The organism is Pseudomonas sp. TE31087 (assembly GCF_057284075.1).
In genome coordinates this window covers 3,329,947-3,355,424 of sequence record NZ_JBXVNN010000001.1, presented here as the reverse complement: position 1 = coordinate 3,355,424, position 25,478 = coordinate 3,329,947, and the positions used below count along the sequence as shown (strand labels likewise).

At 64.9% G+C, this 25,478-nt stretch carries 26 protein-coding genes, 2 pseudogenes and 1 riboswitch; of the genes and pseudogenes, 13 read left to right on the top strand and 15 right to left on the bottom strand.

Annotated features, from left to right (window positions below; translation table 11 throughout):
* Positions 1 to 2 precede the first annotated feature (2 nt).
* The 4 genes and pseudogenes from phrB to ACZ899_RS15025 all read right to left on the bottom strand — a co-directional run bounded on the left by phrB (position 3) and on the right by ACZ899_RS15025 (position 4,378).
* A pseudogene (gene phrB, locus ACZ899_RS15040) lies at positions 3 to 1,440 on the bottom strand (deoxyribodipyrimidine photo-lyase).
* A gap of 11 nt (positions 1,441 to 1,451) precedes the next feature.
* Positions 1,452 to 2,327: a MerR family transcriptional regulator gene (locus ACZ899_RS15035; RefSeq protein WP_234560445.1), complete on the bottom strand. Its 876-nt coding sequence runs from the start codon at positions 2,325 to 2,327 to the stop codon at positions 1,452 to 1,454.
* Positions 2,317 to 3,285, bottom strand: a complete 969-nt coding sequence (locus ACZ899_RS15030) for a DUF523 and DUF1722 domain-containing protein (protein WP_234560446.1) — start codon at positions 3,283 to 3,285, stop codon at positions 2,317 to 2,319. Before ACZ899_RS15030 ends, ACZ899_RS15035 begins: the two co-directional genes overlap by 11 nt.
* 106 nt (positions 3,286 to 3,391) lie before the next feature.
* Positions 3,392 to 4,378 carry an NAD(P)/FAD-dependent oxidoreductase gene (locus tag ACZ899_RS15025; RefSeq protein ID WP_232854723.1) on the bottom strand — a complete coding sequence of 329 codons (987 nt, stop codon included), beginning with the start codon at positions 4,376 to 4,378 and terminating at the stop codon, positions 3,392 to 3,394.
* A 186-nt stretch (positions 4,379 to 4,564) separates the two neighbouring features.
* Here ACZ899_RS15025 and ACZ899_RS15020 point away from each other — a divergent pair, with 186 nt between their 5' ends.
* Both ACZ899_RS15020 and hemH read left to right on the top strand, forming a co-directional pair.
* On the top strand, positions 4,565 to 5,470 hold the full coding sequence (locus ACZ899_RS15020) for a TIGR01777 family oxidoreductase (RefSeq protein WP_203647988.1): 906 nt from the start codon (positions 4,565 to 4,567) through the stop codon (positions 5,468 to 5,470).
* 13 nt (positions 5,471 to 5,483) lie between these two features.
* Positions 5,484 to 6,497 carry a ferrochelatase gene (gene hemH / locus ACZ899_RS15015; RefSeq protein WP_234560447.1) on the top strand — a complete coding sequence of 338 codons (1,014 nt, stop codon included), beginning with the start codon at positions 5,484 to 5,486 and terminating at the stop codon, positions 6,495 to 6,497.
* 112 nt (positions 6,498 to 6,609) lie between these two features.
* Here hemH and ACZ899_RS15010 read toward each other — a convergent pair whose 3' ends face one another.
* Positions 6,610 to 7,884 (bottom strand): uracil-xanthine permease family protein, encoded by a 1,275-nt coding sequence (locus ACZ899_RS15010; protein WP_203647986.1) that lies wholly within the window; start codon positions 7,882 to 7,884, stop codon positions 6,610 to 6,612.
* Between the two features lie 2 nt (positions 7,885 to 7,886).
* Positions 7,887 to 8,525: a uracil phosphoribosyltransferase gene (gene upp / locus ACZ899_RS15005; protein ID WP_028691132.1), complete on the bottom strand. Its 639-nt coding sequence runs from the start codon at positions 8,523 to 8,525 to the stop codon at positions 7,887 to 7,889.
* Between the two features lie 165 nt (positions 8,526 to 8,690).
* Here upp and ACZ899_RS15000 point away from each other — a divergent pair, with 165 nt between their 5' ends.
* The 4 genes from ACZ899_RS15000 (at position 8,691) to ACZ899_RS14985 (ending at position 10,655) form a co-directional block, all read left to right on the top strand.
* Entirely contained in the window at positions 8,691 to 9,248 is a 558-nt protein-coding gene (locus tag ACZ899_RS15000) for a hypoxanthine-guanine phosphoribosyltransferase (protein ID WP_110735869.1), read from the top strand.
* 2 nt (positions 9,249 to 9,250) lie between these two features.
* A complete protein-coding gene (locus ACZ899_RS14995; RefSeq protein ID WP_232854722.1) occupies positions 9,251 to 9,724 on the top strand; it encodes a WbuC family cupin fold metalloprotein in 474 nt (157 codons plus the stop codon).
* 99 nt (positions 9,725 to 9,823) lie between these two features.
* Complete coding sequence (locus tag ACZ899_RS14990; protein WP_203647984.1) at positions 9,824 to 10,294, top strand: hypothetical protein; 471 nt, start codon at positions 9,824 to 9,826, stop codon at positions 10,292 to 10,294.
* A gap of 70 nt (positions 10,295 to 10,364) precedes the next feature.
* Entirely contained in the window at positions 10,365 to 10,655 is a 291-nt protein-coding gene (locus tag ACZ899_RS14985; RefSeq protein WP_102685300.1) for a PA4642 family protein, read from the top strand.
* A 158-nt stretch (positions 10,656 to 10,813) separates the two neighbouring features.
* Here the strand turns inward: ACZ899_RS14985 and mqo are convergent, their stop codons facing one another.
* Together mqo and ACZ899_RS14975 are read right to left on the bottom strand one after the other, a co-directional pair.
* The gene (mqo, locus tag ACZ899_RS14980; RefSeq protein ID WP_234560448.1) at positions 10,814 to 12,319 is read right to left on the bottom strand and encodes a malate dehydrogenase (quinone); all 1,506 of its coding nucleotides are present in this window, start codon (positions 12,317 to 12,319) and stop codon (positions 10,814 to 10,816) included.
* A gap of 605 nt (positions 12,320 to 12,924) precedes the next feature.
* On the bottom strand, positions 12,925 to 13,158 hold the full coding sequence (locus ACZ899_RS14975; RefSeq protein ID WP_203647982.1) for a hypothetical protein: 234 nt from the start codon (positions 13,156 to 13,158) through the stop codon (positions 12,925 to 12,927).
* A gap of 195 nt (positions 13,159 to 13,353) precedes the next feature.
* On the opposite strand from ACZ899_RS14975, the gene ACZ899_RS14970 reads away from it, so the two are divergent.
* A complete protein-coding gene (locus ACZ899_RS14970) occupies positions 13,354 to 13,938 on the top strand; it encodes a YajG family lipoprotein (RefSeq protein ID WP_011532230.1) in 585 nt (194 codons plus the stop codon).
* 133 nt (positions 13,939 to 14,071) lie between these two features.
* Here the strand turns inward: ACZ899_RS14970 and ACZ899_RS14965 are convergent, their stop codons facing one another.
* Positions 14,072 to 14,278 (bottom strand): hypothetical protein, encoded by a 207-nt coding sequence (locus ACZ899_RS14965; protein WP_203647981.1) that lies wholly within the window; start codon positions 14,276 to 14,278, stop codon positions 14,072 to 14,074.
* 159 nt (positions 14,279 to 14,437) lie between these two features.
* Between ACZ899_RS14965 and ACZ899_RS14960 the strand changes: the two genes are divergently transcribed.
* On the top strand, positions 14,438 to 14,698 hold the full coding sequence (locus ACZ899_RS14960) for a hypothetical protein (protein WP_186733875.1): 261 nt from the start codon (positions 14,438 to 14,440) through the stop codon (positions 14,696 to 14,698).
* 115 nt (positions 14,699 to 14,813) lie between these two features.
* On the opposite strand, the gene ACZ899_RS14955 is transcribed toward ACZ899_RS14960, so the two are convergent.
* Entirely contained in the window at positions 14,814 to 15,980 is a 1,167-nt protein-coding gene (locus ACZ899_RS14955) for a 1-acyl-sn-glycerol-3-phosphate acyltransferase (protein WP_232854720.1), read from the bottom strand.
* A gap of 125 nt (positions 15,981 to 16,105) precedes the next feature.
* Here ACZ899_RS14955 and ACZ899_RS14950 point away from each other — a divergent pair, with 125 nt between their 5' ends.
* From ACZ899_RS14950 to ACZ899_RS14940, 3 genes are read left to right on the top strand one after another with little or no spacing between them, the layout of a single operon-like run.
* A complete protein-coding gene (locus ACZ899_RS14950; protein WP_010225771.1) occupies positions 16,106 to 16,288 on the top strand; it encodes a CPXCG motif-containing cysteine-rich protein in 183 nt (60 codons plus the stop codon).
* Positions 16,288 to 16,548: a putative signal transducing protein gene (locus ACZ899_RS14945; protein ID WP_203647979.1), complete on the top strand. Its 261-nt coding sequence runs from the start codon at positions 16,288 to 16,290 to the stop codon at positions 16,546 to 16,548. The genes ACZ899_RS14950 and ACZ899_RS14945 overlap by 1 nt, the downstream gene beginning before the upstream one ends.
* A 15-nt stretch (positions 16,549 to 16,563) precedes the next feature.
* Entirely contained in the window at positions 16,564 to 17,184 is a 621-nt protein-coding gene (locus ACZ899_RS14940; RefSeq protein WP_234560449.1) for an SOS response-associated peptidase, read from the top strand.
* Positions 17,185 to 17,341: 157 nt separating this feature from the next.
* Here the strand turns inward: ACZ899_RS14940 and ACZ899_RS14935 are convergent, their stop codons facing one another.
* Together ACZ899_RS14935 and ACZ899_RS14930 are read right to left on the bottom strand one after the other, a co-directional pair.
* Positions 17,342 to 18,085, bottom strand: a complete 744-nt coding sequence (locus ACZ899_RS14935; RefSeq protein ID WP_442964115.1) for a methyl-accepting chemotaxis protein — start codon at positions 18,083 to 18,085, stop codon at positions 17,342 to 17,344.
* A gap of 111 nt (positions 18,086 to 18,196) precedes the next feature.
* Positions 18,197 to 18,400, bottom strand: a pseudogene (locus ACZ899_RS14930) (HAMP domain-containing protein); the annotation flags it as partial.
* Between the two features lie 1,235 nt (positions 18,401 to 19,635).
* On the opposite strand from ACZ899_RS14930, the gene ACZ899_RS14925 reads away from it, so the two are divergent.
* Complete coding sequence (locus ACZ899_RS14925; RefSeq protein ID WP_110735860.1) at positions 19,636 to 20,451, top strand: M48 family metallopeptidase; 816 nt, start codon at positions 19,636 to 19,638, stop codon at positions 20,449 to 20,451.
* Positions 20,452 to 20,524: 73 nt separating this feature from the next.
* Here the strand turns inward: ACZ899_RS14925 and ACZ899_RS14920 are convergent, their stop codons facing one another.
* The 3 genes from ACZ899_RS14920 to ACZ899_RS14910 form a co-directional block, all read right to left on the bottom strand.
* Entirely contained in the window at positions 20,525 to 21,109 is a 585-nt protein-coding gene (locus ACZ899_RS14920) for a TMEM165/GDT1 family protein (RefSeq protein WP_203652706.1), read from the bottom strand.
* A gap of 90 nt (positions 21,110 to 21,199) precedes the next feature.
* Positions 21,200 to 21,321, bottom strand: a riboswitch (yybP-ykoY riboswitch).
* Positions 21,322 to 21,364: 43 nt separating this feature from the next.
* On the bottom strand, positions 21,365 to 22,363 hold the full coding sequence (locus ACZ899_RS14915) for a methyltransferase (RefSeq protein WP_203647976.1): 999 nt from the start codon (positions 22,361 to 22,363) through the stop codon (positions 21,365 to 21,367).
* 50 nt (positions 22,364 to 22,413) lie between these two features.
* Positions 22,414 to 23,379: a 2-hydroxyacid dehydrogenase gene (locus ACZ899_RS14910; RefSeq protein ID WP_234560450.1), complete on the bottom strand. Its 966-nt coding sequence runs from the start codon at positions 23,377 to 23,379 to the stop codon at positions 22,414 to 22,416.
* Positions 23,380 to 23,569: 190 nt separating this feature from the next.
* On the opposite strand from ACZ899_RS14910, the gene ACZ899_RS14905 reads away from it, so the two are divergent.
* Complete coding sequence (locus ACZ899_RS14905) at positions 23,570 to 25,252, top strand: fatty acid--CoA ligase (protein WP_234560451.1); 1,683 nt, start codon at positions 23,570 to 23,572, stop codon at positions 25,250 to 25,252.
* Positions 25,253 to 25,478 lie beyond the last annotated feature (226 nt).

Below are 25,478 nucleotides of genomic sequence, written 5' to 3'. Positions count from 1 at the left end.
CTCTATGCCCCCTGATCCTGCCAGCTGGTCAAGCTTTTGAAGGCTTCCAATGCGCGTTGGCGACTACTATCGAGATCGACTATCGGGCCCGAGTAATTATTAGTAGCAAATAGGTCGGCGGATTTCACGGGGTAGTGAATTGATTTATCGTCCTTTCCTTCCAGTTCAGGCAACCACCGGCGGATGAACAATCCGTTCGGATCGAAGCGCTGCGACTGTGTGATGGGGTTGAAGATCCGAAAATAGGGCACGGCGTCGGTGCCGGTCGAGGCGCTCCATTGCCAGCCACCGTTGTTGGCGGCCAGATCACCGTCTATCAGGTGACGCATGAAATGCCGTTCGCCGTGCCGCCAGTCGATCAGCAGGTTCTTGCTGAGGAACATGGCGACGATCATGCGCAGGCGGTTGTGCATCCAGCCGGTGTGGCAGCAACTGGCGCATGGCGGCATCGATGATGGGGAAGCCGGTGCGGCCGTCCTTCCAGGCCTGCAGGTCGGCGGGCGCGTCGCGCCAGGGCAGTGCTTCTGTATGCAGGCGGAAGGCGCGGTGCCGGGAGACCCGGGGGTAGCCCACCAGTGTGTGCTTGTAGAACTCGCGCCACAGCAGTTCGTTGACCCAGGTCTGCACGCCGACGCTGCCACTGTCGAACTCGCCCTGGTTGCTGGCCAGTGCCGCGTGCAGGCACTGGCGCGGCGAGACCACGCCAGCGGCGAGGTAGGGGGACAACTGGCTGGTGCCGGCCCTGGCAGGCAGGTCGCGCAGTTGTGCGTAGTCATCGATGGTTTCGTCGACGAAGCGCTGTAACCGCCGCCTGCCTTCATCCTCGCCTGCCGGCCAATGCTGGCGTAGGGCTTCGCCAGGGGGCTCGAAGCCTTCGATCTGCAGGGGGATGGCGTCGCTGCGGATCCCGAGGGCTTGCTGGCGTTTCACCGAATGGGCAAGGGGGGGCAGGCTGCGGTGCAGGTGCTCCAGGCAGACCCGCTTGAACTGGCCGAACACCTGGAAGTACTGGCCGGTGCGGGTCAGCACGCTGCCGGGCCTGAACAGCAGCTGGTCGAGGTGGCCGGTGGCGGTGATTCCGGCTTGCTGCAATGCGTCATGGGTTGCCTGGTCCCGCCGGGCCTCGTTGATGCCGTATTCGTCGTTCCAGTGCACGGCCTCGATGCCGTGCTGGCGACAGACCTCGAGCACGCACTCCGGGACACCCGCCCAGCTGTCTGTCGTGCGAACCAGCAACGGAATGTTCAGCGCCGCCAGCGACTGTTGCAGCAATCGCAGGTTGCGCAGCCAGAAATCGACCTTGCACGGCGCATCGTCGTGGGCCTGCCACTGGCCGGGGCTGGCGATCCAGAGGGCCACGGTCGGGCCACGCTGGCAGGCGGCCGCGAGGGCGGTGTTGTCATCGATGCGCAGGTCGCTGCGCAGCCAGATCAATTGCATGGGTTGCAGGCTCAAGGTCGAGGTTGTTGAAGGCAGCGCAAGGCGGTTAGCGGGCTGTCGAACAGGTGTAGGTCAGGCAACGACAGTGCATGCAGTTCCGTCTCATGCAGGCTGACGGTGCTACCACCCAGCAGTTTCAGTGTGTTGACGTCCTTCAATGCGCGGCCCAGCGCGGCGAGGTCGGGGCGACGGCCGAGGTGCAGCAGCAGCGCTCGTGGTTGCAGGTGCTCCACGGCCAGGCGCAGTTGACGGGGCTCGACCGACCACTCGAGGATCTCCAGTGGGTAGCCGTTGCTGCTCAGCAGCCAGGCGCAAAGCCAGAACTCGGCATCGAAGGGGGAATCATCGGAGCGGGCGAGCAGCACGCAGGGGCCGCCAAGCGAGTGGCTGTCGTGATAAACCCGCGCCCCCAGCTTGCTGCGCAGCCAGCCCTGAAGGAACACCTGTTCCAGTCGCGCGTCGAAATGCGTTTGCCAGCGTTGTTCGAGGGCTTCGAGCAGCGGCAGCAGCAGGCGTTCGCACACGGTTACGGCGGGGTAGAGGGCCATGACCTGGTTGATCAACTGGTCCAGCGGACGCTGGGCAAGGCGGGCGATGGCCGCGATCAACTGCTCGATCCGTGCGCCCCATTCGCCCTGGATCGGCGCCGTGGCGAGCGCGGCATTGTCCAGCAGCTCGCGCACCTGGCTCACCGCGGCGCCACGCTCCAGCCAGCGCAGCACGGCCTGGACCCGCTGCACCTGGTCCTGTGGATAAAGGCGATGGCCCTTGGGCGTGCGCTGTGGCTTGATCAGGCCGTACCGGCGCTCCCAGGCGCGCAGGGTGACCGGATTGACGCCGGTCAGGCGGGCCACTTCGCCGATGGGCAGCAATGGGTCAGATGGCATTGCGCAGTCCGAGGTCTTCCGGATGGGGTTGCAGGTAGGCCTGTTGCAGCAGATAGGGATCGGGATGGTGGCGCAGGTGGTGCTTGAGCAGGGTCAAGGGTACGACCAGGGGCACCACGCCTTGCTGGTATTGGCCGATGACCTGCTGCAGCTCGGCCTTGTCCGCCTGGCCCAGGTCGTTGCGCAGATAGCCGCTCAGGTGCTGCAGTACGTTGCCATGGGTGCCGCGACTGGCGCAGCGGCGCAGTGCCTGCATCAACTGGCTGAAGTAGCTCGGGCCGAGCTGCGCCGGGTCGTCGTCGCGGCTCATGTTGCCGAGCAGGCGGCCAAGGCTGCGGTACGCCTGGGGATTGTGCGCCATCAGCAGGTACTTGTAGCGGGCATGGAAGCGGATCAGCGCACCGCGGCTCAGGCCCTGGCGCAGCAGTTGCCGCCAGTCGGCGTAGGCGTAGACGCGGGTAATGAAGTTTTCCCGCAGCACCGGGTCGTGCAGGCGGCCTTCCTCCTCGACCGGCAGGTCCGGGCGCCGCTCGCAGAAGGCCGCGGCGTAGGCGCCCCGGCCACCCTGGTGGGCCGGGCGGCCGTCTTCCTGGTAGACCTTGACCCGTTCAAGGCCGCAGGACGGTGACTTCTGCATGAAGATGTAGCCGCAGATATCGTCGAGTTCGTCGGCCATTTGTTCGCCGTAGGCACGCAGCGGGCCGGCAAAATCAGTGGCGCTGTTGCGCGTGCCGGTGACGGCGGGGTGGTCCGGGTCCCCCACCAGGCGGATGGGTTCACGGGGCGTGCCCAGGCCGATGGCGACCTCGGGGCACAGGGGGACCCAGTCGAAATGCTTGCCGAGCAGCTCGAGACACAGGCTGGAGGCTTTGTGGCCGGCGTTGTAGCGCACGTTGAGGCCGGTCAGGCAGGCGCTGATGGCCAGGCGTGGCTTGCCGCTGGGCGGTGAAGCGTTCATCGCGGTCTCCGGAATGACTTGTACAGGCTGCACGGTTTGTACAAGTCTATTCCAGCACAGATAAAAACTTATACAAGTAGAATTTTTTGTATAAGTTTTCCGTCGATTATTCCAGATGCTCCAGCAGCCGTCGGGCGGCTTCCTGGCCACTGAGCCAGGCCCCTTCGACCCGGCCTGACAGGCACCAGTCGCCACAGGCGTACAGGCCCAGGTCGGCATCGGCCAGCGTGCCCCATTCATGATTGACTGCAGGACGGGCGTACAGCCAGCGGTGGGCCAGGGCGAAGGTCGGCGCGGGGACTATGCAGCCGACCAGCTCGGCAAACTCACCCCACAGCTGCTCGATCACTTGCTCCTTGGGCAGGTCGATATGCTGCTTGCTCCAGCTGGAGGTGGCATGCAGCACCCAGGTGTCGAGATGCTCGTCGCGGCCTGGTTTGCTCCGATTGCGGGCCAGCCAGTCGAGCGGATTGTCCTGCACGAAGCAGCCCTGCATGGGGGTGTCGAGCGGTGTCTGGAAGCCCAGGGCGATGGCCCAGGTCGGTTCCATCTGCACCCCGGCGGCGACCGCCGCGAGTTTGGGGGCGGCCGTCAACAGCGCGGTGGCCTGAGGCGCCGGCACGGCGATCACCACCTGGCTGAACGGTCCGTGGCTGCAGCCCTCGGTGTCCTGCAGGTGCCAGTACTGTTTGCCGCGAAACACCTCGGCGATGCGGCAGCCGAAGTTCACCGTGACATCCTTGAGCAGGCCGCGGGTGATGGCGCTCATGCGTGGTACGCCGACCCAGCGGATCTGTTCATCAGGGGAGGGGGTCAGTTCACCATCGCGGTAGTTGTACAGCTGCGGCTTCCACTGCTGCGCCCAGCCGTTCGCCACCCAGTGCTGGACCTGCTCGACGAAGCGCCGGTCGCGGGCGGTGAAGTACTGGGCACCGAGGTCCAGGGCGCCGGCGTCGCTGCGCTTGCTGGCCATGCGGCCACCGCTGCCGTGGCCCTTGTCGAACAGGTGGACGGTCTGCCCGGCTTTCTGCAGGGCCTGGGCGGCGGACAGGCCGGCGATTCCGGCACCGATGATGGCAATAGGTACTGTCATGATGGCCTCTTCGAACCTAGCTATACGCAGCCTACGCTGCCAGGCAAACCTGTACAATGCACAATGTTTGTATAAGGTTATTCCGCTCGATAGGCAGGTTGGCCTATGTTTATCCGAGAGCGTTCGGTCAAAAAAGTGCCTTGATCTTAAAAATAGACCACGGCCGCCAAGTGCGAGGACACAACCATGCATATATTGCTGACCGGCGGTACCGGTTTGATTGGCCAACACCTGTGCCAGTTGTGGCGCCAGCAAGGGCATCGCCTGACGGTCTGGAGCCGGCGCCCCGAACAGGTGGCGAAAATCTGCGGCAGCGGCGTTCGCGGTGTGGCCCGGCTGGAAGACATTGCCGATGACGACGACGTGGATGCGGTGGTCAACCTGGCCGGCGCACCGATCGCCGACCGGCCCTGGACCGCGGCGCGACGCAACTTGCTCTGGGCCAGCCGGGTGACCCTCACCGAGCAGTTGCTGGCCTGGCTGGAGCGCCGCGAGCGCCGCCCGCAGGTGTTGATTTCCGGCTCGGCGGTGGGTTGGTACGGCGATGGCGGCGAGCGAGAACTCACCGAGGCTTCGCCGCCGGTGAAGGAGGACTTCGCCAGCCAGTTGTGCATCGCCTGGGAGGAAACCGCCCAGCGCGCCCAGGTCCTGGGGATCCGCGTGGTGCTGGTGCGCACTGGCCTGGTGCTGGCTGCCGATGGCGGCTTTTTGTCGCGCCTGCGCCTGCCGTACAAGCTGGGCCTGGGCGGGCCGTTGGGCGATGGTCGGCAGTGGATGCCCTGGGTGCATATCGACGACCAAATCGGCCTGATTGATTTTCTCTTGCAGCACAACGAAGCCAGCGGTCCCTATAATGCCTGCGCGCCGGAGCCGGTGCGCAACCGCGAGTTCGCCAAGCGCCTGGGCCGCATCCTGCATCGTCCGGCGTTCATGCCGATGCCGGCGCTGTTGCTCAAGGCCGGGCTCGGCGAGTTGTCGACGCTGCTGCTCGGTGGCCAGCGCGCGCGCCCGGTGCGCCTGCTGGCGGCGGGCTACACGTTCCGTTTCAACGATCTGCAATCGGCCCTGGACAACCTGTCCAGCCGCCTCTGACATAGGACGCTGCATGACCGATCACGCCCTGCTGCTGGTCAACCTGGGTTCGCCGGCCTCCACCTCGGTGGCCGACGTGCGCCGTTACCTCAACCAGTTTCTCATGGACCCGTACGTGATCGATCTGCCCTGGCCAGTACGGCGCTTGCTGGTGTCGCTGATCCTGATCAAGCGCCCCGAGCAGTCGGCCCATGCCTACGCCTCGATCTGGTGGGACGAGGGCTCGCCGCTGGTGGTGCTGACCCGCCGTCTGCAGCAGGCGATGACCGCCCATTGGCCCCATGGGCCGGTGGAGATCGCCATGCGCTACGGACAGCCGGCGCTGCCGGAGGTCCTGGAGCGCCTGGCCGCGCAAGGTGTGCGCAAGGTGACGCTGGCGCCGCTTTATCCACAGTTCGCCGACAGCACCGTGACCACGGTCGTGGAGTTGGCGAAGCAGACCATTGCCGAGCGCAAGCTGCCCTTGCAGACCCGCATTCTGCAGCCGTTCTACGACCACCCTGAGTACATCGATGCCCTGGTGGCCAGCGCCCGCCCGTACCTGGAACAGGATTACGATCACCTGCTGCTGAGCTTCCATGGTTTGCCCGAGCGGCACCTGAAAAAGCTCGACCCCACCGGCAACCACGACTTCCAGGCCGCCGACTGTTGCAAGGACGCCAGCGCCGAGATGCGTGCGGTGTGCTATCGCGGCCAGTGCCTGGCCACGGCCAGGGCATTCGCCGAGAAGATGGGCATCCCGGACGGCAAGTGGTCGGTGTCGTTCCAGTCGCGCCTGGGCCGGGCCAAGTGGATCGAGCCCTACACCGAGACGCGCCTGGACGAGCTGGGCAAGGCGGGGGTGAAGAAGCTGCTGGTGATGTGCCCGGCGTTCGTCGCCGATTGCATCGAGACGCTGGAGGAGATCGGCGATCGGGGCAAGGAGCAGTTCATCGAGGCGGGCGGGAAGGAGCTGGTGCTGGTGCCGTGCCTGAATGATCACCCGGAGTGGGTGAGGGTGTTGGCGGGGATGTGCGAGCGGGCTTGAGCGTGAGTTCGTGGTGCTTCGTGGGAGCGGGCTTGCCCCGCGATGGCGATGGCCTGGGCTGGCGCCATCGCGGGGCAAGCCCGCTCCCACAAAGGTGCTTCTACCTAGTCATTCAAGGCAACTGATCATCCAGCTTCTTGTTCTTCCAGCCATCGTTGCCCGGCAGGATCAGGTTCAGGGCAATCGCCACCACGGCGCACAGGGCGATGCCCTTCAGGCCCCAGTCGTCCGGGCCGTCGCCGCTGCCGATCAGCACGCCGCCGATACCGAATACCAGGGTCACCGAAACGATCACCAGGTTGCGCGCCTCGGCCAGGTCGATCTTGTGGCGGATCATGGTGTTCATGCCCACCGCCGCGATCGAACCGAACAGCAGGCAGAGAATGCCGCCCATCACCGGAACCGGAATGCTCTGCAGCAGCGCGCCGAACTTGCCGATGAAGGCCAGGGTGATGGCGAATACCGCCGCCCAGGTCATGATCTTCGGGTTGTAGTTCTTGGTCAGCATCACCGCGCCGGTTACTTCGGCGTAGGTGGTGTTGGGCGGGCCGCCGAACAGGCCGGCTGCCGTGGTCGCCAGGCCGTCACCCAGCAGCGTGCGGTGCAGGCCGGGCTTTTTCAGGTAGTCGCGGCCGGTCACGCTGCCCACCGCAATCACCCCGCCGATGTGTTCGATCGCCGGGGCCAGGGCCACGGGCACGATGAACAGGATGGCCTGCCAGTTGAAGGCCGGCGCGGTGAAATTGGGCAGTTCCAGCCAAGGGGCCGCAGCGATCTTGGCGGTGTCGACCACGCCGAAGGCAAACGACAAGGCGAAGCCCACCAGCACGCCGGAAATGATCGGCACCAGGCGGAAGATGCCCTTGCCGAACACGGCGACGACCAGCGTGGTCAGCAGTGCCGGCATGGAGATCAGCATGGCGGTCTTGTACGGCATCAGCGCAGCGCCATCACCACCCTTGCCCATGGCCATGTTGGCGGCGATCGGTGCCATGGCCAGGCCGATGGAAATGATCACCGGGCCGATCACCACCGGCGGCAGCATGCGGTCGATGAAACCGGTGCCCTTGATCTTCACCATCAGGCCCATGAAGGTGTACACGAAGCCTGCGGCCATCACGCCGCCCATGGTCTCGGCCAGGCCGAACTGGCCCTTGGCGAGGATGATCGGGGTGATGAAGGCGAAGCTCGAGGCCAGGAATACCGGGACCTGACGGCCCGTGACCAGCTGGAACAGCAGGGTGCCTATGCCGGCGGTGAACAGCGCCACGTTCGGATCGAGGCCGGTTATCAGCGGCATCAGCACCAGCGCGCCAAATGCCACGAAGAGCATCTGCGCGCCCGAGACGACCTGGCGCCAGAGCGGGTCGTTGAAGCCGTCCTGCATGGTCAGGCGTCCTTCTGCTTGGTGCCGAAGATCTTGTCGCCGGCATCACCCAGGCCTGGGACGATGTAACCGTGCTCGTTCAGGCGCTGGTCGATCGAGGCGGTGTAGATCTGCACGTCGGGGTGGGCTTTCTCCACCACGGCAATGCCTTCGGGCGCCGCGACCAGGACCATGGCGCGGATTTCCTTGCAGCCGGCCTTTTTCAGCAGGTCGATGGTGGCGACCATCGAGCCGCCGGTGGCCAGCATCGGGTCGATGATCAGGGCCAGGCGCTGGTTGATGTCCGGCGCGAGTTTCTCGAGGTAGGTGTGGGCCTCGAGGGTTTCCTCGTTGCGGGCCACGCCCACGGCACTCACCTTGGCCCCGGGGACCAGGCTGAGCACGCCGTCGAGCATGCCGATGCCGGCGCGCAGGATCGGCACGACGGTGATCTTCTTGCCGGCGATCTTCTCGACTTGCACCTTGCCGCACCAGCCGTCGATCTCGTAGGTTTCGAGCGGCAGGTCCTGGGTGGCTTCATAGGTCAGCAGTGCACCGACTTCCTGGGCGAGTTCGCGAAAATTCTTGGTGCTGATATCGGCACGGCGCATCAGGCCGAGCTTGTGGCGGATCAGCGGATGGCGGATCTCACGAGTAGGCATAGGGGGAGGGCTCCGGGAGGCGGGCAAAAAAACCGCGCTAGATTAATCTATTCAGTCCTTGATGTCGTGCAGTCATTGTGCACGTTAGTCCATAAAGGCTTGATCTGGGACGAGCGGATGCGTACCTTTGCCCGCTTTTCCAAAACGCACCCCCTGGAGAGCGCCATGTCCGCCGATCTCGAGCATATCCGTCAAGTGATGCACGAGGCTGATTGCCTGTACAACGAAGCCGAGGTCGAGGCCGCCATCGCCGAGGTCGGCAAACAGATCTGCAAGGACCTGCACGACAAGAACCCGGTGGTCTTCTGCGTGATGAACGGCGGCCTGATCTTCTCCGGCAAGCTGCTCACCCACCTGCAGTTCCCGCTGGAAGCCTCGTACCTGCATGCCACCCGCTACCGCAACACCACCAGCGGCGGCGAGCTGTTCTGGAAGGCCAAGCCGGAAGTGTCGTTCATCGACCGCGACGTGCTGATCGTCGACGACATCCTCGACGAGGGCCACACCCTCAGCGCGATCATCGAGTTCTGCAAGCACGCCGGCGCCCGCGCGGTGCACACCGCGGTGCTGATCGACAAGGACCACGACCGCAAGGCCAGCCCGGACCTGAAGGCCACCTACACCGGCCTGCCATGCATTGACCGCTACATCTTCGGCTACGGCATGGACTACAAGGGCTACTGGCGCAACGCCAACGGCATCTTCGCGGTCAAGGGGCTGTGATCATGCGCCAGCCCGGATTCCTCGATCAGTCGTTGTTCGCCGGGCTGGCAGAGCGGGCCACCGCCAGCCCGCGCGGTCGGCAGAACCACAACTTCCACGAGATGGAGGAGCCGTGTCATCGCATGGCCGTGGGGCTGCAGCCGCGGACCTACATCCAGCCACACCGTCATCTGAGCGATGACAAGGCCGAGACGCTGATCGTGCTCAAGGGGCGCCTGGGCCTGCTGATTTTCGACGACCAGGGCACGCTGACTGACAAGCGTGTGCTCGAGGCCGGTGGCGACTGCCTGGGGGTCGACCTGGTGCCGGGGGTCTTCCATGGCCTGGTGGTGCTGGAAGACGACAGCATCATGTTCGAGTGCAAGGCCGGGCCGTACCGTCCGGTGGGCGAGGGTGAGCTGGCCGAGTGGGCGCCACGCGACGGTGAAGCGGGCGTTGCCGAGTATCACGCCTGGATGCGCGCGCAGTTCGATTGAGCCTGCGCCCCCTTGTCGTGGGGGTGGTGGTTCGCCGCTGCGACTTGCCCCGCGACAGGGCCTGTGCGTAGAGTGCCTGCTCATGCCTAGGAGCCCCACATGCGTGCGATCGTCCCCCTCCTGCTGGCGGTGAGCCTGCCGCTTTCCGCTGCGCCGCTGCACAGCCAGTTCCTCCCGCCTGACGACCTGTCCCTGCGCCAGGAGGCTCCGGCCAGCCAGCAACTGCTGCAGGTCACCGACTACAGCGTGGTGGTGGGCACCCAGCGCCAGTCTGACCAGCAACCGATTCCGATCACCTCGTCCCTGCAGATGCGCCTGAAGGGCAAGCCGTTGAGCAAGGGCTCGACCATCACGCAGGTGCTGCTCAACTTCGACGGTGAGGGTGGCAAGAGCCTGAAAAAGCCGGCCTATGACGACAAGAGCCGGACCCTGACCCTCAACTACCCGATGGCCGACTACCGGGTGATCATGGACTTGCTGCGCAACGAAACCCTGTACGTGCAGTTCCTTACCTACGCCAATGGCCACATCTGGGCCGACCTGCACACCGGTACCGTACGTACGCGTTGAGGGCCGCAGGTTTCGGGGGGTAAACTGCCGGCCTTCGAAAATGTCCGTGATGGCCCAGTTGGAGTCGGCGATGCGTAAAGACAAGAAACAAGTGATTGGTGACGAGATCAGCGACGAGTACATCAAGACGTTCCTGCAGTTCGAGCCGGCCGATGGCCTGACCTCGCCGTCTCATCACAAGCTGATCAAGGGCTACCGCGGCCTGCGCGTCGATGATTTCGAGCGTTATGTGGGCTTCTTCGTCGCCGCCGGTTACGACCTCGATGGCAAGGATGAGCACGGCAAGACCTTCGTCGAGGCGATCGCCGACCAGCGCAATGCGCCGGAGTACATCGAGATCATCGACAACGCCCGGGGCTGATCCACGACCTGTACTGGCCTCTTCGCGGGTAAACCCGCTCCCACAGGTATTGGGTGGCTCCTGTGGGAGCGGGTTTACCCGCGAAGAGGCCAGTACAGGCTGGCAAAGAGACAGGCACAAAAAAACGCCCCGAGGGGCGTTTTTTCGTTTCAGCCGGATCAGGCGTAGTGCTTGGTCGGGCTGCTTTCCGCCAGTTCCAGTGCCTCGTCGTTGTCGGCGCTGATCTTGTGGTACAGCGCGGCATCGGTGGCCAGGACCTTTTCGCGGGCCGGGAAGATCTCCTTGAGCTTGGCGGCCCAGGCGCCCTTGGCCTGCTCGGGGAAGCAGCGCTCGATCAGCTCGAGCATGATCGACACGGTCACCGAGGCGCCCGGCGAGGCGCCGAGCAGCGCGGCCAGGCTGCCGTCCTGGGCCGAGACCAGCTCGGTGCCGAACTGCAGGATGCCGCCTTTCTTCGGGTCCTTCTTGATGATCTGCACGCGCTGACCGGCCACTTCCAGGCGCCAGTCCTCGGCTTTCGCCTCGGGGTAGAAGCGGCGCAGCGATTCCAGACGCTGTTCCATCGACTGCATCACTTCGCTGACCAGGTACTTGGTCAGGTCCATGTTGTCGCGGGCCACGGCAAACATCGGGCCGAGGTTGCCCGCGCGCACCGACAGCGGCAGGTCCAGGAGCGAGCCGTGCTTGAGGAACTTGGTGGTGAAGCCGGCGTAAGGGCCGAACAGCAGCGACGTCTTGCCATCGACCACGCGGGTGTCCAGGTGCGGTACCGACATCGGTGGGGCGCCGACCGCGGCCTGGCTGTAGACCTTGGCCTGGTGCTGCTTGACGATTTCCGGGTTGTCGCAGCGCAGCCACTGGCCGCTGACCGGGAAGCCGCCGAAGCCCTTGCTCTCCGGGATGCCGGACATCTGCAGCAACGGCAGGGCCGCGCCGCCGGCGCCGAGGAAGACGAAGCGGGCGTCGACCTCACGGCTGCCGCCGCTGTTGACGTCCTTGATGCTCACGGTCCAGCCGCTGCCTTTGCGACGCAGGCCGACGACCTTCTTGCTGTACTTGACCTGGGCGTCCGGGCTGTTGCCCAGTTGCTTGAGCAGCTTGTTGGTCAGGGCGCCGAAGTTGACATCGGTGCCCTTCATCACGCGGGTGGCGGCGATGCGCTGGTCGGCCGGACGGCCTGGCATCATCAGTGGCATCCACTCCTTCATCACCGCCTGGTCTTCGGTGTATTCCATCTCGGCGAAGGCGTGGTGCTGCTTGAGCAGCTCGAAACGCTTCTTGAGGAAGGCAATACCCTTGTCACCCTCGACGTAGCTCAGGTGCGGTACCGGGTTGATGAAGGCGCGCGGCGAGCCGAAGCCGCTCTTGCGGCTCAGGTAGGCCCAGAACTGGCGCGAGACCTCGAACTGGGTGTTGATGTGCACGGCCTTCTTGATGTCGATGCTGCCATCGGCGGCCTGCGGGGTGTAATTGAGCTCGCACAGGCCGGCATGGCCGGTACCGGCGTTGTTCCAGGGGTTGGAGCTCTCCGCGGCCCCGGAGTCCATCGCCTCGACGACCTCAAGCTTCAGGGTCGGGTCGAGCTCCTTGAGCAGTACGGCCAGGGTGGCACTCATGATGCCCGCGCCTACCAGTACCACATCAACCGATTCGTTCTGCGCCATTAACGCGTCTCCACAATCTACAGCACCTAATTGACAGCATAGGATCCGTGGGGGGGCCAGGATCGCCATGTCCGACTCTTCGCAGTTCTTGCAACTTCCGCGGATACCGCCAATCAGTCTTGGGTGTTCGGCTATTGAACGCCCATTGCCACGGGTGCGGCAATTCGACTTATGGTCAAGTGCTCCGTCGTGCGTTATGGACCGGCCTCAGAGGCTCATCGGGGATGAGCGCTTTTGCCGTCTGTTCAGGGCTGTTCGGGACACATCTGCCGCTCTTGCACATGCCAGACTGTTCATTTGCTCGCCACACTCTCGTGAAGTTGTGAAAAACCGTTTTTTCACGCTCTTTTGGAGTCGTGAACCTCAAAAGTGGACTGCGCGATGGCAACCCGCAGGTTCATGCGAAGCAGAAGGCCGGAAACAGCAGGCACGACAGCCAATGCAAGACCTGAGTGGAAGGCTCTCTGTGGGCGAAGCGTCGAGGGTGCCGGGGTCAAGCGGCGAATGCGGGGCCCGATCAGGAGACGTCCTTATAATCGGGGGGAGATTATAACGATGTCGCGGGCGGAAAGGGCGTACTTGTTGGGTTTTTATTGCAGCGTTTGTCAGGCGGACAGGGTGCGTTGCTGCCAACGCTGCGTTGCACGGGCGCAAATCCGGGCGCTGGCCGGCAGCGGGCGGCCGAGCCAGGCCAGTTGCGCCTCGTTCACCTGCACCCAGGCGCCGTTGCCCGGTGGCGTGGCGCAGTGCTTGAAACCGAGGCAGATGCCGTCGCTGTCGAGACGGGCGTAGGTGGCGTGGCGCGGGCGGTGCAAGAGCAGGGTCCAGAGCGAGGCCATGGTGGTCAGTCCTGTGTGTGAGGGCTGGCGCCAGAGTAACCGGGGGGCATGAAACGATTGTGACAGAAGGGCAGTTGCAAGCTTCCAGCGGCAAGCTGCAAGGAAAAGCGTAGGTGCTTTTGCTTGCAGCTTGCCGCTGGAAGCTTGCCGCTAGGTATACTGTGGGCCTTTGCCGCTTTTTCTGGAGAAACGCGCATGTTGCAACGTCTGTTGGTCGGTTTGTTCGCGGTGGCCAGCCTGAGCCTGGCCGGTTGTGCCCACAGCCCGCAGCAACTCAGCCCGCAACCCAAGCTTACCCAGCAACTGGCCCCGGTCGGCCATGGCCAGCCGGTGGTGGTCAAGGTCGTCGACGGGCGCGCCTCGCAATCGCTCGGCACCCGTGGTGGCATGTACCCCGAGACCAGCACCATCACCGTCAATGGCAACGATGTCGTGCCCAAGCTGCAGGCCCAGGCCGAGGCGGCGGTGCGCCTGCTTGGTTTTACCCCGACGCCAAACGCCTACAACGCGCCGCAGCTGACCGTGACCCTGGCCGAGCTCAAGTACCAGTCGCCCAAGGACAAGATGTACGTGACCGAGGCGACCATCGGCGCCACCTTCCGTGCCGACGTGTCCAACGCCAACCGCCGCTACAGCGGCCGTTACGGTGCTTCGCTGGACCAGCGCTTCGGCATGGCGCCGAACCAGGAAACCAACACCAAGCTGGTGAGTGATGTGCTCAGCGATGCCCTGACCCGTCTGTTCAAGGACCCGACCGTCGGTCAGGTTCTGGGCGAGTAAGGTTTTTGCAGTGAAGAAAACCCGCAGCCTGTGATCAGGCTGTGGGTTTTTTGTTGTCTGTACTGGCCTGTCGCGGGGCAAGCCCGCTCCCACGCGTGCTGTGGGGCTTCAGTGGGAGAGCAGGCAGCGCGGTTCAGGCAGCCAGCACATTGAAGTCCAACAGGCTGATCCCGGTGTACGGGTCGACCTCAGGCAGGTCCTGGTGGGCATGCCCACCCAGCGCGCAGTAAACCAGCCACTGGCGGTCCTGGACATTGATCGCGAAGCCATCGATCAGTGCCTGCTGCTCGTCGCTCTGGGCGACAAGGTAGAGGCGGTCCTGGTTTTCGGCGTGCAGCATGACAAGCTCCGGTTCGGTTGAAGGCCGACAGGGTGGCCTGCCTTGATGACGAGCGTGTGACAGATGAAATTAAATGACAGCTGGTCGCAAAGTGGCGGCAGTGAACCTGGGCTTGGGTAGAATGCCGGGCTTTGCCGCACGTGATACCGAGGTCGCGCAATGTCGTTGCAAGTGTTCTGGGGCTTCCTGGCCGCCCATCCGGCCAAGCTGATCAACCTGCTGGCCCTGCTCATTACCTGCCCTGGCGGGCTGCTGCTGCACAGCGCCCGGCGTCGCGAGGCGCTGAGCCGGGAAAGCCTGGCGGTGGATGAAGGCGTGGTGGATGCGCTGGAGCAGCGGATACCGCGCTATTACTACATCCTGGGCTTCTGCTGCCTGGCGATGGCCTTGCTTTTGTCCTGGTTCAGTACCTGGATCTGAAGGCGATACCTGCTCTGTGTAGGAGCGGGCTTGCCCCGCGAAGGCGTCATATCAGATCACATCATTGCTTGATCTGACGCCTTCGCGGGACAAGCCCGCTCCTACAGTTGCGTTGTCAGGCCGACGCGGGCTGACGCTTCACCTGATACTGATTACGCACCGGCGTCGCATACTGCTGCACCAGGTACGGCTGATGCTCGACCGGGCAGGCGTCCAGCCGGCGCTGCCATTCTTCCTTCGCCTTGGCCAACTCGTCGGCCGGGAACAGTTTCTCCGCGCTCGGCACCTCGAGCGTCGCGTCCTTCTCCGCCCACATCGCATAGGCCAGGTAGTGCACCGGGAATAGCCGGTAGCCGCCGAGGATCTGCCGGTCGATGGCCTGCGCCAGTTGTTTGGTGTCCTCGTGGTAATCGGTCACCGGTGGGGCGAAGTTGATGTGCACCCGCCCTTTGTAGCCGGTGATGCCCTGGGCGATGCTGTTGTCGTCCTCGCCCGGCGCCTTGGTGTAGCTGCCGGTGGTGGCGCGGATGTACAGCTCGCGGGCCTTGGCCTGGTCGCAGGGGTCGTACTCGTAGCTGATCGACACCGGGGTCAGGTTCAGGCTCTGGACCACCGCGCCGAACGGCTCGTCCTTGCGGCTCATGTGGAACATCTTGAGGATCGCCGAATCGGTACGGTCGTCACCGTCCTTGGCGCGGCCTTCGGCCTGGGCGATCCAGATCGACACGCAATCGTTGCGGATCGAGTGGTTGATGTAGGCCGAGAGCAACTGGTAGGCGGCCAGCTTCTCGCGGCGGCCGCTGATCGAGCGGTGCACGATGAAACTCTTGTTCAGGCGCATCATGTCGCTGACGAACGGTTTTTGCAGCAGGTTGTCGCCGATGGCGATGCGCGGCGTCGGCAGGCCGGCGTGGTACACCGCGTAGTTGACGAAGGCCGGGTCCATCACGATATCGCGGTGGTTGGCCAGGAACAGGTAGGCGGTCCCCGACTTGAGCTGTTCGACGCCGGTATAGGTGACGCCGTCGGTGGCGCGGTCGATGGTGCGGTCGACGTAGTACTCGACCTTGTCCTGCAGCGTGGAGACGCAGCTCACGCCGGCGAATTCCTTGCGCAGGCGCCGGGCGATCAGCGGTTTGAGCAGCCAGCCGAAGGCGCCGGCCGCGCGCGGGAAGCGGAAGTGGGTGAGGATATCGAGGAATGCCGGGTCGCTGAGCAGGCGTGCCAGAACGGCAGGGACCTCAGCGTCGTCGTACGGTCGGATGGCATCGAATTCGCCCATCATGCTCTCTTGTTGGAAACGGCTAGGGTAATTAGGTAGGGGCGGGCTCCGAAAAACGGCTCGGACGCACACAGGCCCTGTAAACAGACCGGCAATTATACGCACAAGTCACTTCGGAGGCCGCGATGCTGGAAACTGCGATCTATGATTGCCCTTATTGTGGCGAAGAAGTCGAAACCACGGTGGACCTGTCCGGCGGCGACCAGGAGTACATCGAGGATTGCCAGGTGTGCTGCAAGCCGATCCGCTTCGTGCTGCAGGTGCATGGCGAGGAGTGGATGCTCGATGTCTACGGCGAGAACGACTGATGCAACGGATCTATGAGCCGGAAAGCCTGCTGGAGGCGCAGGTGCTGGTGGGCATGCTGGCCAGCGAGGGCATCGAGGTGCACCTGGTCGGGCGCGACCTGATGGGCGCCGCAGGCGAGTTACCGATGCACGGACTGCTGGGGCTGGCGGTGCCGGATGAGCAGGCAGGCTACGCACGGCAGTTGATCGATGCGTACAATGCCGCCCAGCCGCTTGCCGGCGACGAACCGGAGAGTTATCCCGGAACCCTGATCTGCTAGGTTTTGATTTCGCCCATGTGTGGACGCTACGCCCTGTTTCGCTGGTCCCAGAGCTTCGCCGGCCTACCGGGCTTCCCCGCGGGCCAGCAGGCCCAATGGAACATCTCGCCCGGTGCCACGGTGCTGATCCAGCGCCAGCTCGACGGCCAGCTGCAGCTGGCCGGTGCGCGCTGGGGGCTGACCCCGGCCTGGCTCACCGACCTGTCCCGCACCCCGGCCCAGGCCCGTGCCGAGACCCTCGCCGAGCAGCCGATGTTTCGCGAACCCTTGCGCCAGCGGCGCTGCCTGATGCCGGCCAACGGTTTCTACGAATGGCGCGGCACGGCGCGCAAGCGCCCGTACTGGGTGACACCGGGGGAGGGCGCGTCGCTGTTCTTCGCCGCGCTGTGGGAGGTCTATCCGGTGCAGGAACAGCAATGGCTGAGTTGCGTGGTAGTGACGCAAGCGGCGATGAACCAGCGTCGGCCGCTGATCCTCGACGAGGCCGAGCAGGCGCTGTGGCTGGATCCTGAAACACCGATGGCCAGATTGCACGAGTTGTTGGCCAAACCGCCGACGGCACTGCGTGAGCGGGCGTTGGCGAATTTCGTCAACGATCCGAAGCTCAATGGGCCGGAGTGCCTGACTCCCGCTTAGGTGGCGTGCGCTACCCCCTGTAGGAGCGGCCTTGCGTCGCGAAAGGGCCGCAAAGCGGCCCCAGGGTTTCAGCGTTGACGCAAAGATCGCCGGGGCCGCTGTGCGGCCCTTTCGCGACGCAAGGCCGCTCCTACAGGAGTACCTGTGCGCCCCCGGGTCAAACCCTGAACTGATTGATCAACCGCCGCTGCTGCTCGGCCAGCTTGGTCAGCTCGGCGCTGGCCTGGCTCGACTCGTCGGCGCCGCCGGCCACCTCGCCGGCTACCTGGCCGATGTTGATCACGTTGCGGTTGATGTCCTCGGCCACGGCGCTCTGCTCCTCGGCGGCGCTGGCAATCTGCGTGTTCATGTCGTTGATCACCGACACCGCCTGGGTGATGCTCGCCAGCGACTCGGCCGCGCGGCTGGCCTGCTGCACGCTGATGTCGGTCTTGCCCTGGCTGTCTTCCATCACCTTGACCACTTCGCGGGTGCCCAGTTGCAGTTGCTGGATCATCTGCTGGATTTCCTGGGTGGCCTGCTGGGTCTTCTGCGCCAGGTTGCGCACCTCGTCGGCGACCACCGCGAAACCGCGGCCCTGCTCGCCAGCCCGGGCCGCCTCGATGGCGGCGTTGAGCGCCAGCAGGTTGGTCTGTTCGGCAATGGCGCGGATGGTCACCAGGATGGCGTTGATGTTCTCGCTGTCGCGGGCCAGGTCCTGGACCACGGTCACGGCGCGACCGATCTCGGCGGCCAGCTCGCTGATCGAGTGCGACGTATCGCGGACGATGTCCAGGCCCTGGTTGGCGGCGCGGTCGGCTTCACTGGCGGCCTGGGCCGCTTGCGTGGCGTTGCGCGCCACATCCTGGGCGGTGGCGGTCATTTCGTGCACGGCGGTGGCCACCTGGTCGATCTCGGCCATCTGCTTGTGCACGCCCTGGTTGGTGCGGATGGCGATGTCGGCGGTGTGTTCCGAGGAGTCGCTGACTTTCTGCACCGAGCTGACCACCTGGCTGATCATCGCCTGCAACTTGGCCAGGAAGGTGTTGAAGCCCTTGGCGATGGCGCCCAGTTCGTCGGCCCGGTCGCTCTGCAGGCGCCGGGTCAGGTCGCCTTCGCCCTGGGCGATGTCGTCGAGCATGCTCACCATCTGCTTGAGCGGGCGGGCGATGCCCAGGGCCAGCAACCAGATCACCAGCAGGCCGAGAGCGGCGATGCCCAGGCCGACCACGGTCATGCCGGCGATATCGGTGCGGCGCTGTTCGGCCAGGTCCTGCTGCAGGCGGTTGACGTCGGCCATGACCGTGCTCAGCGGCAGCTCCAGCAGCAGGGTCCAGCGTGCGTCGGTGCCGGCGATCTTGAACGGCAGGTACAGCTCGATGCGGTCCTTGGCGGCGTCCACTTCATAGTGCAGCGCCTCGCCGCTCAGGTTCTTGAGGGTGTTGGCTTCGTCGCTGTCCAGCACGTCGCCGGCCTTTTCGCCGAACTTGGCCGGATCGCGGGTGTAGGCCACCAGGCGGCCGTTGCTGGAGACCAGCGCCAGTTCGCCGGCGCCGTCGTAGAGCTGGCGGTCGGCGGCATTGAGCAGGTCCTGGATGAAGTTCACCGACAGGTCGGCGCCGGCCATGCCCTGGAACTGGCCGTCGATCATGATCGGTTCGACGAACGAGGCGAGCATGACCATCTTGTCGCCCACCTTATAAGGCGCGGGATCGATCACGCAGGCCTTCTTCGACTCCTTGGGGCACAGGTAGTACTCGCTGGCGCGCACGCCGGTGGCGAGCACCGTGCGGTCGTCGACATCGGCCAGCTTGTCCTGGCCGAGGCTGCCGTCGCCATTGCGGAACCACCAGGGCAGGAAGCGCCCGCTGGCGCTGTCGATGCCCACCAGGTGGCTGCCGACGTAACGGCCATCGGCATGGTCGAGGGCGTTCGGCTCCCAGCCCAGGTAAGCGCCCAGCACGCTCGGGTTGACCTCCACGGTGCGCTTGAGCTGGTTGATCAGGTGTTCACGATCAATGCGCATCAGCGGCTGGCCATCGGCGCCCTGCATGCCGAGCATGGCGTTGCCGGTGGCCAGGCCGCGGGCGATCGCCAGGGGCGCTTCCAGGCCGCGCTGGATCTCGCTGACCTGGGTGCGGGCCAGGGCCGAGAGACGCTGTTCGATGACGGTCTCGAACTGCTGTTGCGTGCGCTGTTGCACCAGTGTTTGGGTCCGCTGCCCGGAATACACGGCGTACAGCACCAGGGCCGCGACAATGCTCAGCACGATGGCACCGGCCAGGGCGGCCACGGAAAACTGGATCGACTTGAACTTCATGGCAAAGCTCCGCGCGCAAGGAGGTCGTTACCGAGGGTTATCGGCGGGCTAATACCAAAGCATGAGGGGCTTGTCAGAAATCTTACCTGTGGCTCTGGCAGGCACGGGCGTCAGGGCCTAGGATACGCGGCACGTAAATAGGGAGTGTTTTCATGCGTAAGTCATTCGTTGTCAGCATGCTGACGGCCAGCGTCCTGCTCGGCGGCTGCCAGGCGGTCAATACCACCAGTGGCGGTGCCGTGGGCGTCCAGCGCCAGCAGTACATGTTCAGCATGCTCTCGACCGATGAGGTCAACCAGATGTACGCCCAGTCCTACCAGCAGACCCTCGGCGAGGCGTCGAGCAAGGGCGTGCTGGACAAGAGCAGCAATGATGCCAAGCGCGTACAGGCCATCGCCAAGCGCCTGATTGCCCAGGCACCACAGTTCCGGCCGGATGCCGCGCAGTGGAATTGGGAAGTCAACGTGATCAAGAGCGACGAGCTCAACGCCAACTGCGGTCCGGGCGGCAAGATCATCGTCTACACCGGCCTGATCGATCAGCTCAAGCTGACCGACGCCGAGATCGCCGCGGTGGTGGGCCACGAGATCGCCCACGCCCTGCGCGAGCACAGCCGTGAAGCGATGTCCAAGGCCTATGGCGTGGAAATGGCCCGCCAGGGTGCCGGCGCGATCTTCGGCCTGGGCCAGGACAGCATGGCCATGGCCGACACCGTGGTGAACTACGCCATGACCCTGCCCAACAGCCGGGCCAACGAGAACGAAGCCGACCTGATCGGCCTCGAGCTGTCGGCCCGCGCCGGCTACGACCCGAACGCCGCGATCACCTTGTGGAACAAGATGAGCAAGGCGTCCGAAGGCGCGCCGCCTGAGTTCATGAGCACCCACCCGGCGTCGAGCAGCCGGATCGCCTCGCTGCAGGCAGCGATTCCGAAGGTGATGCCGTTGTATCAAGCGGCCAAGAAGTAAAAGCAGCTTCAAGCGGCAAGTAAGGACGCATCTGCTCTTTCTTGCCGCTTGTAGCTTGCCACTTGTCGCTGCTTCACCCTATCCAGCCGCTGGTCTTCATCGCCGAATACACCGCGACGATGGCCAGCACGATGAACGCGGTCGCCGCCAGGCGACGGATCAGCGTCAGCGGCAGTTTCTCCGCCGCGAAGTTGCCCGCCAGGACCACCGGCACGTTGGCGATCAGCATGCCCAAGGTGGTGCCGATGATGACCATGATCAGGTGCGGATACTGGGCGGCCAGCATCACCGTGGCCACCTGGGTCTTGTCGCCAATCTCGGCGAGGAAGAACGCGATCAGCGTGGTGACGAACGGCCCGAAGCGGCGCGCGTTGCTGGTTTCGTCATCGTCCATCTTGTCCGGTACCAGGGTCCACAGCGCGGTGGCGGTGAAGCTCGCGGCAAGAATCCAGTGCAGCACCGACTCGCTGAAGAAACCGCTGACCCAGGCGCCCACGGCACCTGCGGCGGCATGGTTGGCCAGGGTCGCGGCGATGATCCCGGCAATGATCGGCCAAGGCTTGCGAAAGCGTGCGGCGAGGATGAGCGCAAGCAATTGCGTCTTGTCGCCGATTTCGGCGAGGGCAACGATGGCGGTGGGGACGAGCAACGATTCCAGCATCAGGATTCCTACGGGGGCGGGTCGACACGGCTATGACACGTACAGCCTTCCCGCCCCGGGTAAGGTGTGCGTGTCATAGGTCTTGTCAAACCCTGGACCTGTCTGCGCAGATCGTGGGTCGCACGCGCCATGGCCTGTGGGCCAAGTGTGTTGACGCGTGCCGGGCGAGCAGGGCGCTCGCGGGAGACTACTCCCCTAGGACGGAGCGGATTCTGCCTAGGCGAAACGCTTTCGGCAAGCCCTGTTTTTATTTTAGCCGCGGGTCGCTCGGTAGATGCGAAAGCCTTGTGCCTCGGCACGGATTTCACAGTTGCCCAGGGCGCCTTCGATCAACGGCTGGTAGCGCAGGAAGCTGTTGGCGACCAGCCGCATTTCGCCGCCTTTTCGCAGATGTTCGCCTGATTTTTTCAGCAGGTTTTCCGATGCCTGGTAGTCGGTGTGCACGCCGGTGTGGAATGGCGGATTGCTCAGGATCAGGTCAAGATCGGCCGGCGCGGCATCGATGCCGTCGCCGCTGATCACCTGGCCTTCCAGACCGTTGGCCGCCAGGGTCAGGCGGCTGGCCGCGACCGCGAAGGCATCGACATCGAGCAAGGTGACTCGGCTCTGCGGATAACGGCGCTTGATCGTGGCGCCGAGCACGCCGGCGCCGCAGCCGAAGTCCAGGACATGGCCGCCGGGCAGGCCGTCAAGGTGCTCCAGCAGTAGCGCGGTGCCCTTGTCCAGGCGCCCATGGCTGAACACCCCGGGCAGGCTGATGACTTGCAGCGGACCATCTTCCAGCGGCAGTTCGAAGCGTTCGGCCAGGCTTTCCAGCGGCTTGGCCTCAGGGGCGCTGTCCACGGTTACTTGCCACAGCTGGCAGTGCCTGGCGCTGTCGAGCTTGCGTGGTTTGCCGAACGCCTGCAGAAGCTTTGCCGCGCCTTCGATGCCGCCGCGCTTTTCCCCCACCAGGTACAGCTCGCGACCGCCCAGGCGCGAGGCCAGGGCGTTGAGCAGGTAGGCGGCCAGCTCGCGGGACTTGGGCAGGAACAGCACGGCGGCATCGAAGGCCACCTCGGGCACCTCGACGCCGTAGTGGCTGCGCCCGGCGAAACGGCTCTCGAGCAGCGCCTGGTCGCCGGCATGCCAGGTCCAGCCATGGGCACCGGGCAGCTGGCCGAGCAGGCCGTCGGCCTGGGCGCCGGCGATCAGCAGCGGGCCTTGGAACAGCTCTGCCTGGCGGAGCAACACTTCACTGCGCGGGTCCATGGACGACGCCTCCTGAAAAAGTGGCGCAGTGTAGCAGAGGCGTCGGCGGATCAGCCGACCACTCGCCGCGGCTGGCCGGCGAAGTAGGCCTGGGCGTTCTCGGCCAGCTGCCCGACGATGCGCTGGCGTGACTCCACTGCGCCCCAGGCGCTGTGCGGGGTGATGATCAGGCGCGGGATGTCCGCCGCCAGCAGCGGATTGCCCTCGACCGGCGGTTCAACGCTCAGCACATCGGTGGCGGCGCCGCCCAGGTGACCGCGGCGCAGGGCGTCGGCCAGGGCCTGTTCGTCGATCAGCCCACCGCGGGCGGTGTTGACCACCAGCGCGCCCGGCTTGAGCAGGGCCAGTTCGTTGGCACCAATCATGTGCCGGGTCTGCTCGTTGAGCGGGCAGTGCAGGGTCAGGGCATCGACCTGCGGCAGCAGTTCGTCCAGCGGCAGGCGATCGGCCCGGGGCGGCCGGCCGGGAATCTGCCCGCTCAGCACGCGCATGCCGAACGCCTCGGCCAGGTGCGCCACCGCGCCACCCAGCTCGCCGTGGCCGAGCAGGCCGAGGGTCTTGCCTTCCAGCTCGACGATGGGGAAGTCCAGCAGGCAGAACTGGCTGGCCTTGGCCCATTGTCCGGCCTTCACCGCCTGGTTGTAGTCGCACAGGCGCGTGGCCAGGGCCAGCAGCAGGGCCAGGGTGTGCTGGGCCACCGACGGCGTGCCGTAGCCCTGGCAGTTGCACACGGTGATGCTCTGGGCACGGGCGGCGGCGAGGTCGACATTGTTGGTGCCGGTGGCAGCCACCAGGATCAGCTTGAGATCGGTGGCGGCGGCCAACGTCGCGGCGTCGAGCATCACCTTGTTGCTGATCACCGCCGTGGCGCCTTGCAGGCGTTCGGCGACCTGATCGGCAGCGGTGGCGGCGTGCAGCTGCAGTTCATCGAACTGCGCCTGCAGCGGTGAAAGGTCGAGGTCACCCAGGTCCAGTGACTGGTGATCGAGAAACACGGCGCGACGTGGGCTGGGCATCAGGGGCTCCGGTGATTGGGCGGCAGGGCATCGACGCAGTGTCTGGTCCGCCGGCGCCATTCGTCAACGGTGCCGTCCGCACTCATACCTCGAGGGCGCAAATCATTCCTTCGGCTGATTTGACCGGTGCGTCACCGAACTACAGTGGATTACTGAACCGTTCTGCCCGTATTGAAGAAAAGGGATACCCATGTTGCAGACTCGCATCATCAAGCCCGCCGAGGGCGCCTACGAATACCCGTTGCTGATCAAGCGCCTGCTGATGTCCGGCAGCCGCTACGAGAAGACCCGCGAGATCGTCTACCGCGACCAGATCCGCCTCACCTACCCGCAGCTCAACGAGCGCATCGCCCGCCTGGCCAACGTGTTGACCGCGGCCGGTGTGAAGGCCGGTGACACCGTGGCGGTGATGGACTGGGACAGCCACCGTTACCTGGAGTGCATGTTCGCCATCCCGATGATCGGCGCGGTGGTGCACACCATCAACGTGCGCCTGTCGCCCGAGCAGATCCTCTACACCATGAACCACGCCGAAGACCGCTTCGTGCTGGTCAACAGCGATTTCATCGGTCTCTACCAGGCCATTGCCGGGCAGCTGACCACGGTCGACAAGACCCTGCTGCTGACCGACGGCCCGGACAAGACCGCCGACCTGCCGAACCTGGTGGGCGAGTATGAGCAACTGCTGGCCGCGGCCAGCCCGCAGTACGACTTCCCCGATTTCGACGAGAACTCGGTGGCCACCACCTTCTATACCACCGGCACCACCGGCAACCCCAAGGGGGTGTACTTCACCCATCGCCAGCTGGTGCTGCACACCCTGGCCGAAACCTCGGTACTGGGCAGCCTGGACAGCGTCAGGCTGCTGAGCAGCAACGACGTCTACATGCCGATCACGCCGATGTTCCACGTGCACGCCTGGGGCATCCCCTACGCGGCGACCATGATGGGCATCAAGCAGGTCTACCCGGGGCGCTACGAGCCGGACATGCTGATCAGGCTGTGGCGCGAGGAGAAGGTCACCTTCTCCCACTGCGTGCCGACCATCCTGCAGATGCTGCTCAACTGCCCGTCGGCGGCCGGTCAGGATTTCGGTGGCTGGAAGATCATCATCGGCGGCAGCGCGCTCAACCGCGCCCTGTACCAGGCGGCGCTGGCCCGGGGCATCCAGCTCACCGCCGCCTACGGCATGTCCGAGACTTGCCCGCTGATCAGTGCCGCGCACCTGAACGACGAGTTGCAGGCCGGCAGCGAGGATGAGCGCACCAGCTACCGGATCAAGGCCGGCGTGCCGGTGCCATTGGTCGAGGCTGCCATCGTCGATGGCAATGGCAACTTCCTGCCCGCCGATGGCGAGACCCAGGGCGAACTGGTGCTGCGCGCGCCCTGGCTGACCATGGGCTACTTCCGCGAACCGGAAAAGGGCGAGGAGCTCTGGCAGGGCGGCTGGCTGCACACCGGCGATGTCGCGACGCTGGACGGCATGGGCTTCATCGACATCCGCGACCGCATCAAGGATGTGATCAAGACCGGTGGCGAATGGATCTCCTCGCTCGACCTCGAAGACCTGGTCAGCCGCCACCCGGCGGTGCGCGAGGTCGCGGTGGTCGGGGTGCCCGATCCGCAGTGGGGCGAGCGCCCGTTCGCATTGCTGGTGGTGCGCGAGGGGCAAAGTATCGATGCGCGCGCGCTCAAGGAGCACCTCAAGCCTTTCGTCGAGCAAGGGCACATCAACAAGTGGGCGATTCCCAGCCAGATCGCCCTTGTTACTGAAATTCCCAAGACCAGCGTCGGCAAGCTCGACAAGAAGCGCATCCGCGTGGACATCAGCCAGTGGCAGGCCAGTAACAGCGCTTTCCTTTCCACCCTGTAACCCGGGCGCGGGTCGCGCTTTTTCAGGCGCGACCCCGCAGGCTAGACAGGATCCCGCCTTGTCAAACGGCAGAATTGAGCCATGCTTGAGCACTGCCAGCGCGCAGGCCGGCCGATCGGGGTGGGCCGCAAGCAGGACGCGCAAATCACACTTTAGAGGGATCAAGCACCTGTGACCGCTGGCTATAGTCGGGTCAGGGGATTTTCAGGAATGGGGGAGGGCGCCA

What these genes read in the sequence shown, in the direction of transcription:
- ACZ899_RS15010 (WP_203647986.1), bottom strand. Translation starts at nt 7,884, where the DNA reads ATGCAGGACGGCTTCAACGACCCGCTCTGGCGCCAGGTCGTCTCGGGC.
- upp (WP_028691132.1), bottom strand. Translation starts at nt 8,525, where the DNA reads ATGCCTACTCGTGAGATCCGCCATCCGCTGATCCGCCACAAGCTCGGC.
- ACZ899_RS14965 (WP_203647981.1), bottom strand. Translation starts at nt 14,278, where the DNA reads ATGCTGCACGCCGAAAACCAGGACCGCCTCTACCTTGTCGCCCAGAGC.
- ACZ899_RS15025 (WP_232854723.1), bottom strand. Translation starts at nt 4,378, where the DNA reads ATGACAGTACCTATTGCCATCATCGGTGCCGGAATCGCCGGCCTGTCC.
- ACZ899_RS14950 (WP_010225771.1), top strand. Translation starts at nt 16,106, where the DNA reads ATGCTGGAAACTGCGATCTATGATTGCCCTTATTGTGGCGAAGAAGTC.
- ACZ899_RS15000 (WP_110735869.1), top strand. Translation starts at nt 8,691, where the DNA reads ATGTCCGCCGATCTCGAGCATATCCGTCAAGTGATGCACGAGGCTGAT.
- ACZ899_RS14905 (WP_234560451.1), top strand. Translation starts at nt 23,570, where the DNA reads ATGTTGCAGACTCGCATCATCAAGCCCGCCGAGGGCGCCTACGAATAC.
- ACZ899_RS14985 (WP_102685300.1), top strand. Translation starts at nt 10,365, where the DNA reads ATGCGTAAAGACAAGAAACAAGTGATTGGTGACGAGATCAGCGACGAG.
- ACZ899_RS14995 (WP_232854722.1), top strand. Translation starts at nt 9,251, where the DNA reads ATGCGCCAGCCCGGATTCCTCGATCAGTCGTTGTTCGCCGGGCTGGCA.
- ACZ899_RS15020 (WP_203647988.1), top strand. Translation starts at nt 4,565, where the DNA reads ATGCATATATTGCTGACCGGCGGTACCGGTTTGATTGGCCAACACCTG.
- ACZ899_RS15035 (WP_234560445.1), bottom strand. Translation starts at nt 2,327, where the DNA reads ATGCCATCTGACCCATTGCTGCCCATCGGCGAAGTGGCCCGCCTGACC.
- ACZ899_RS14955 (WP_232854720.1), bottom strand. Translation starts at nt 15,980, where the DNA reads ATGGGCGAATTCGATGCCATCCGACCGTACGACGACGCTGAGGTCCCT.
- ACZ899_RS14960 (WP_186733875.1), top strand. Translation starts at nt 14,438, where the DNA reads ATGTCGTTGCAAGTGTTCTGGGGCTTCCTGGCCGCCCATCCGGCCAAG.
- ACZ899_RS14910 (WP_234560450.1), bottom strand. Translation starts at nt 23,379, where the DNA reads ATGCCCAGCCCACGTCGCGCCGTGTTTCTCGATCACCAGTCACTGGAC.
- ACZ899_RS14975 (WP_203647982.1), bottom strand. Translation starts at nt 13,158, where the DNA reads ATGGCCTCGCTCTGGACCCTGCTCTTGCACCGCCCGCGCCACGCCACC.
- ACZ899_RS14990 (WP_203647984.1), top strand. Translation starts at nt 9,824, where the DNA reads ATGCGTGCGATCGTCCCCCTCCTGCTGGCGGTGAGCCTGCCGCTTTCC.
- ACZ899_RS15030 (WP_234560446.1), bottom strand. Translation starts at nt 3,285, where the DNA reads ATGAACGCTTCACCGCCCAGCGGCAAGCCACGCCTGGCCATCAGCGCC.
- ACZ899_RS14925 (WP_110735860.1), top strand. Translation starts at nt 19,636, where the DNA reads ATGCGTAAGTCATTCGTTGTCAGCATGCTGACGGCCAGCGTCCTGCTC.
- ACZ899_RS14945 (WP_203647979.1), top strand. Translation starts at nt 16,288, where the DNA reads ATGCAACGGATCTATGAGCCGGAAAGCCTGCTGGAGGCGCAGGTGCTG.
- ACZ899_RS14915 (WP_203647976.1), bottom strand. Translation starts at nt 22,363, where the DNA reads ATGGACCCGCGCAGTGAAGTGTTGCTCCGCCAGGCAGAGCTGTTCCAA.
- ACZ899_RS14935 (WP_442964115.1), bottom strand. Translation starts at nt 18,085, where the DNA reads ATGGCCGAGATCGACCAGGTGGCCACCGCCGTGCACGAAATGACCGCC.
- hemH (WP_234560447.1), top strand. Translation starts at nt 5,484, where the DNA reads ATGACCGATCACGCCCTGCTGCTGGTCAACCTGGGTTCGCCGGCCTCC.
- ACZ899_RS14940 (WP_234560449.1), top strand. Translation starts at nt 16,564, where the DNA reads ATGTGTGGACGCTACGCCCTGTTTCGCTGGTCCCAGAGCTTCGCCGGC.
- ACZ899_RS14970 (WP_011532230.1), top strand. Translation starts at nt 13,354, where the DNA reads ATGTTGCAACGTCTGTTGGTCGGTTTGTTCGCGGTGGCCAGCCTGAGC.
- mqo (WP_234560448.1), bottom strand. Translation starts at nt 12,319, where the DNA reads ATGGCGCAGAACGAATCGGTTGATGTGGTACTGGTAGGCGCGGGCATC.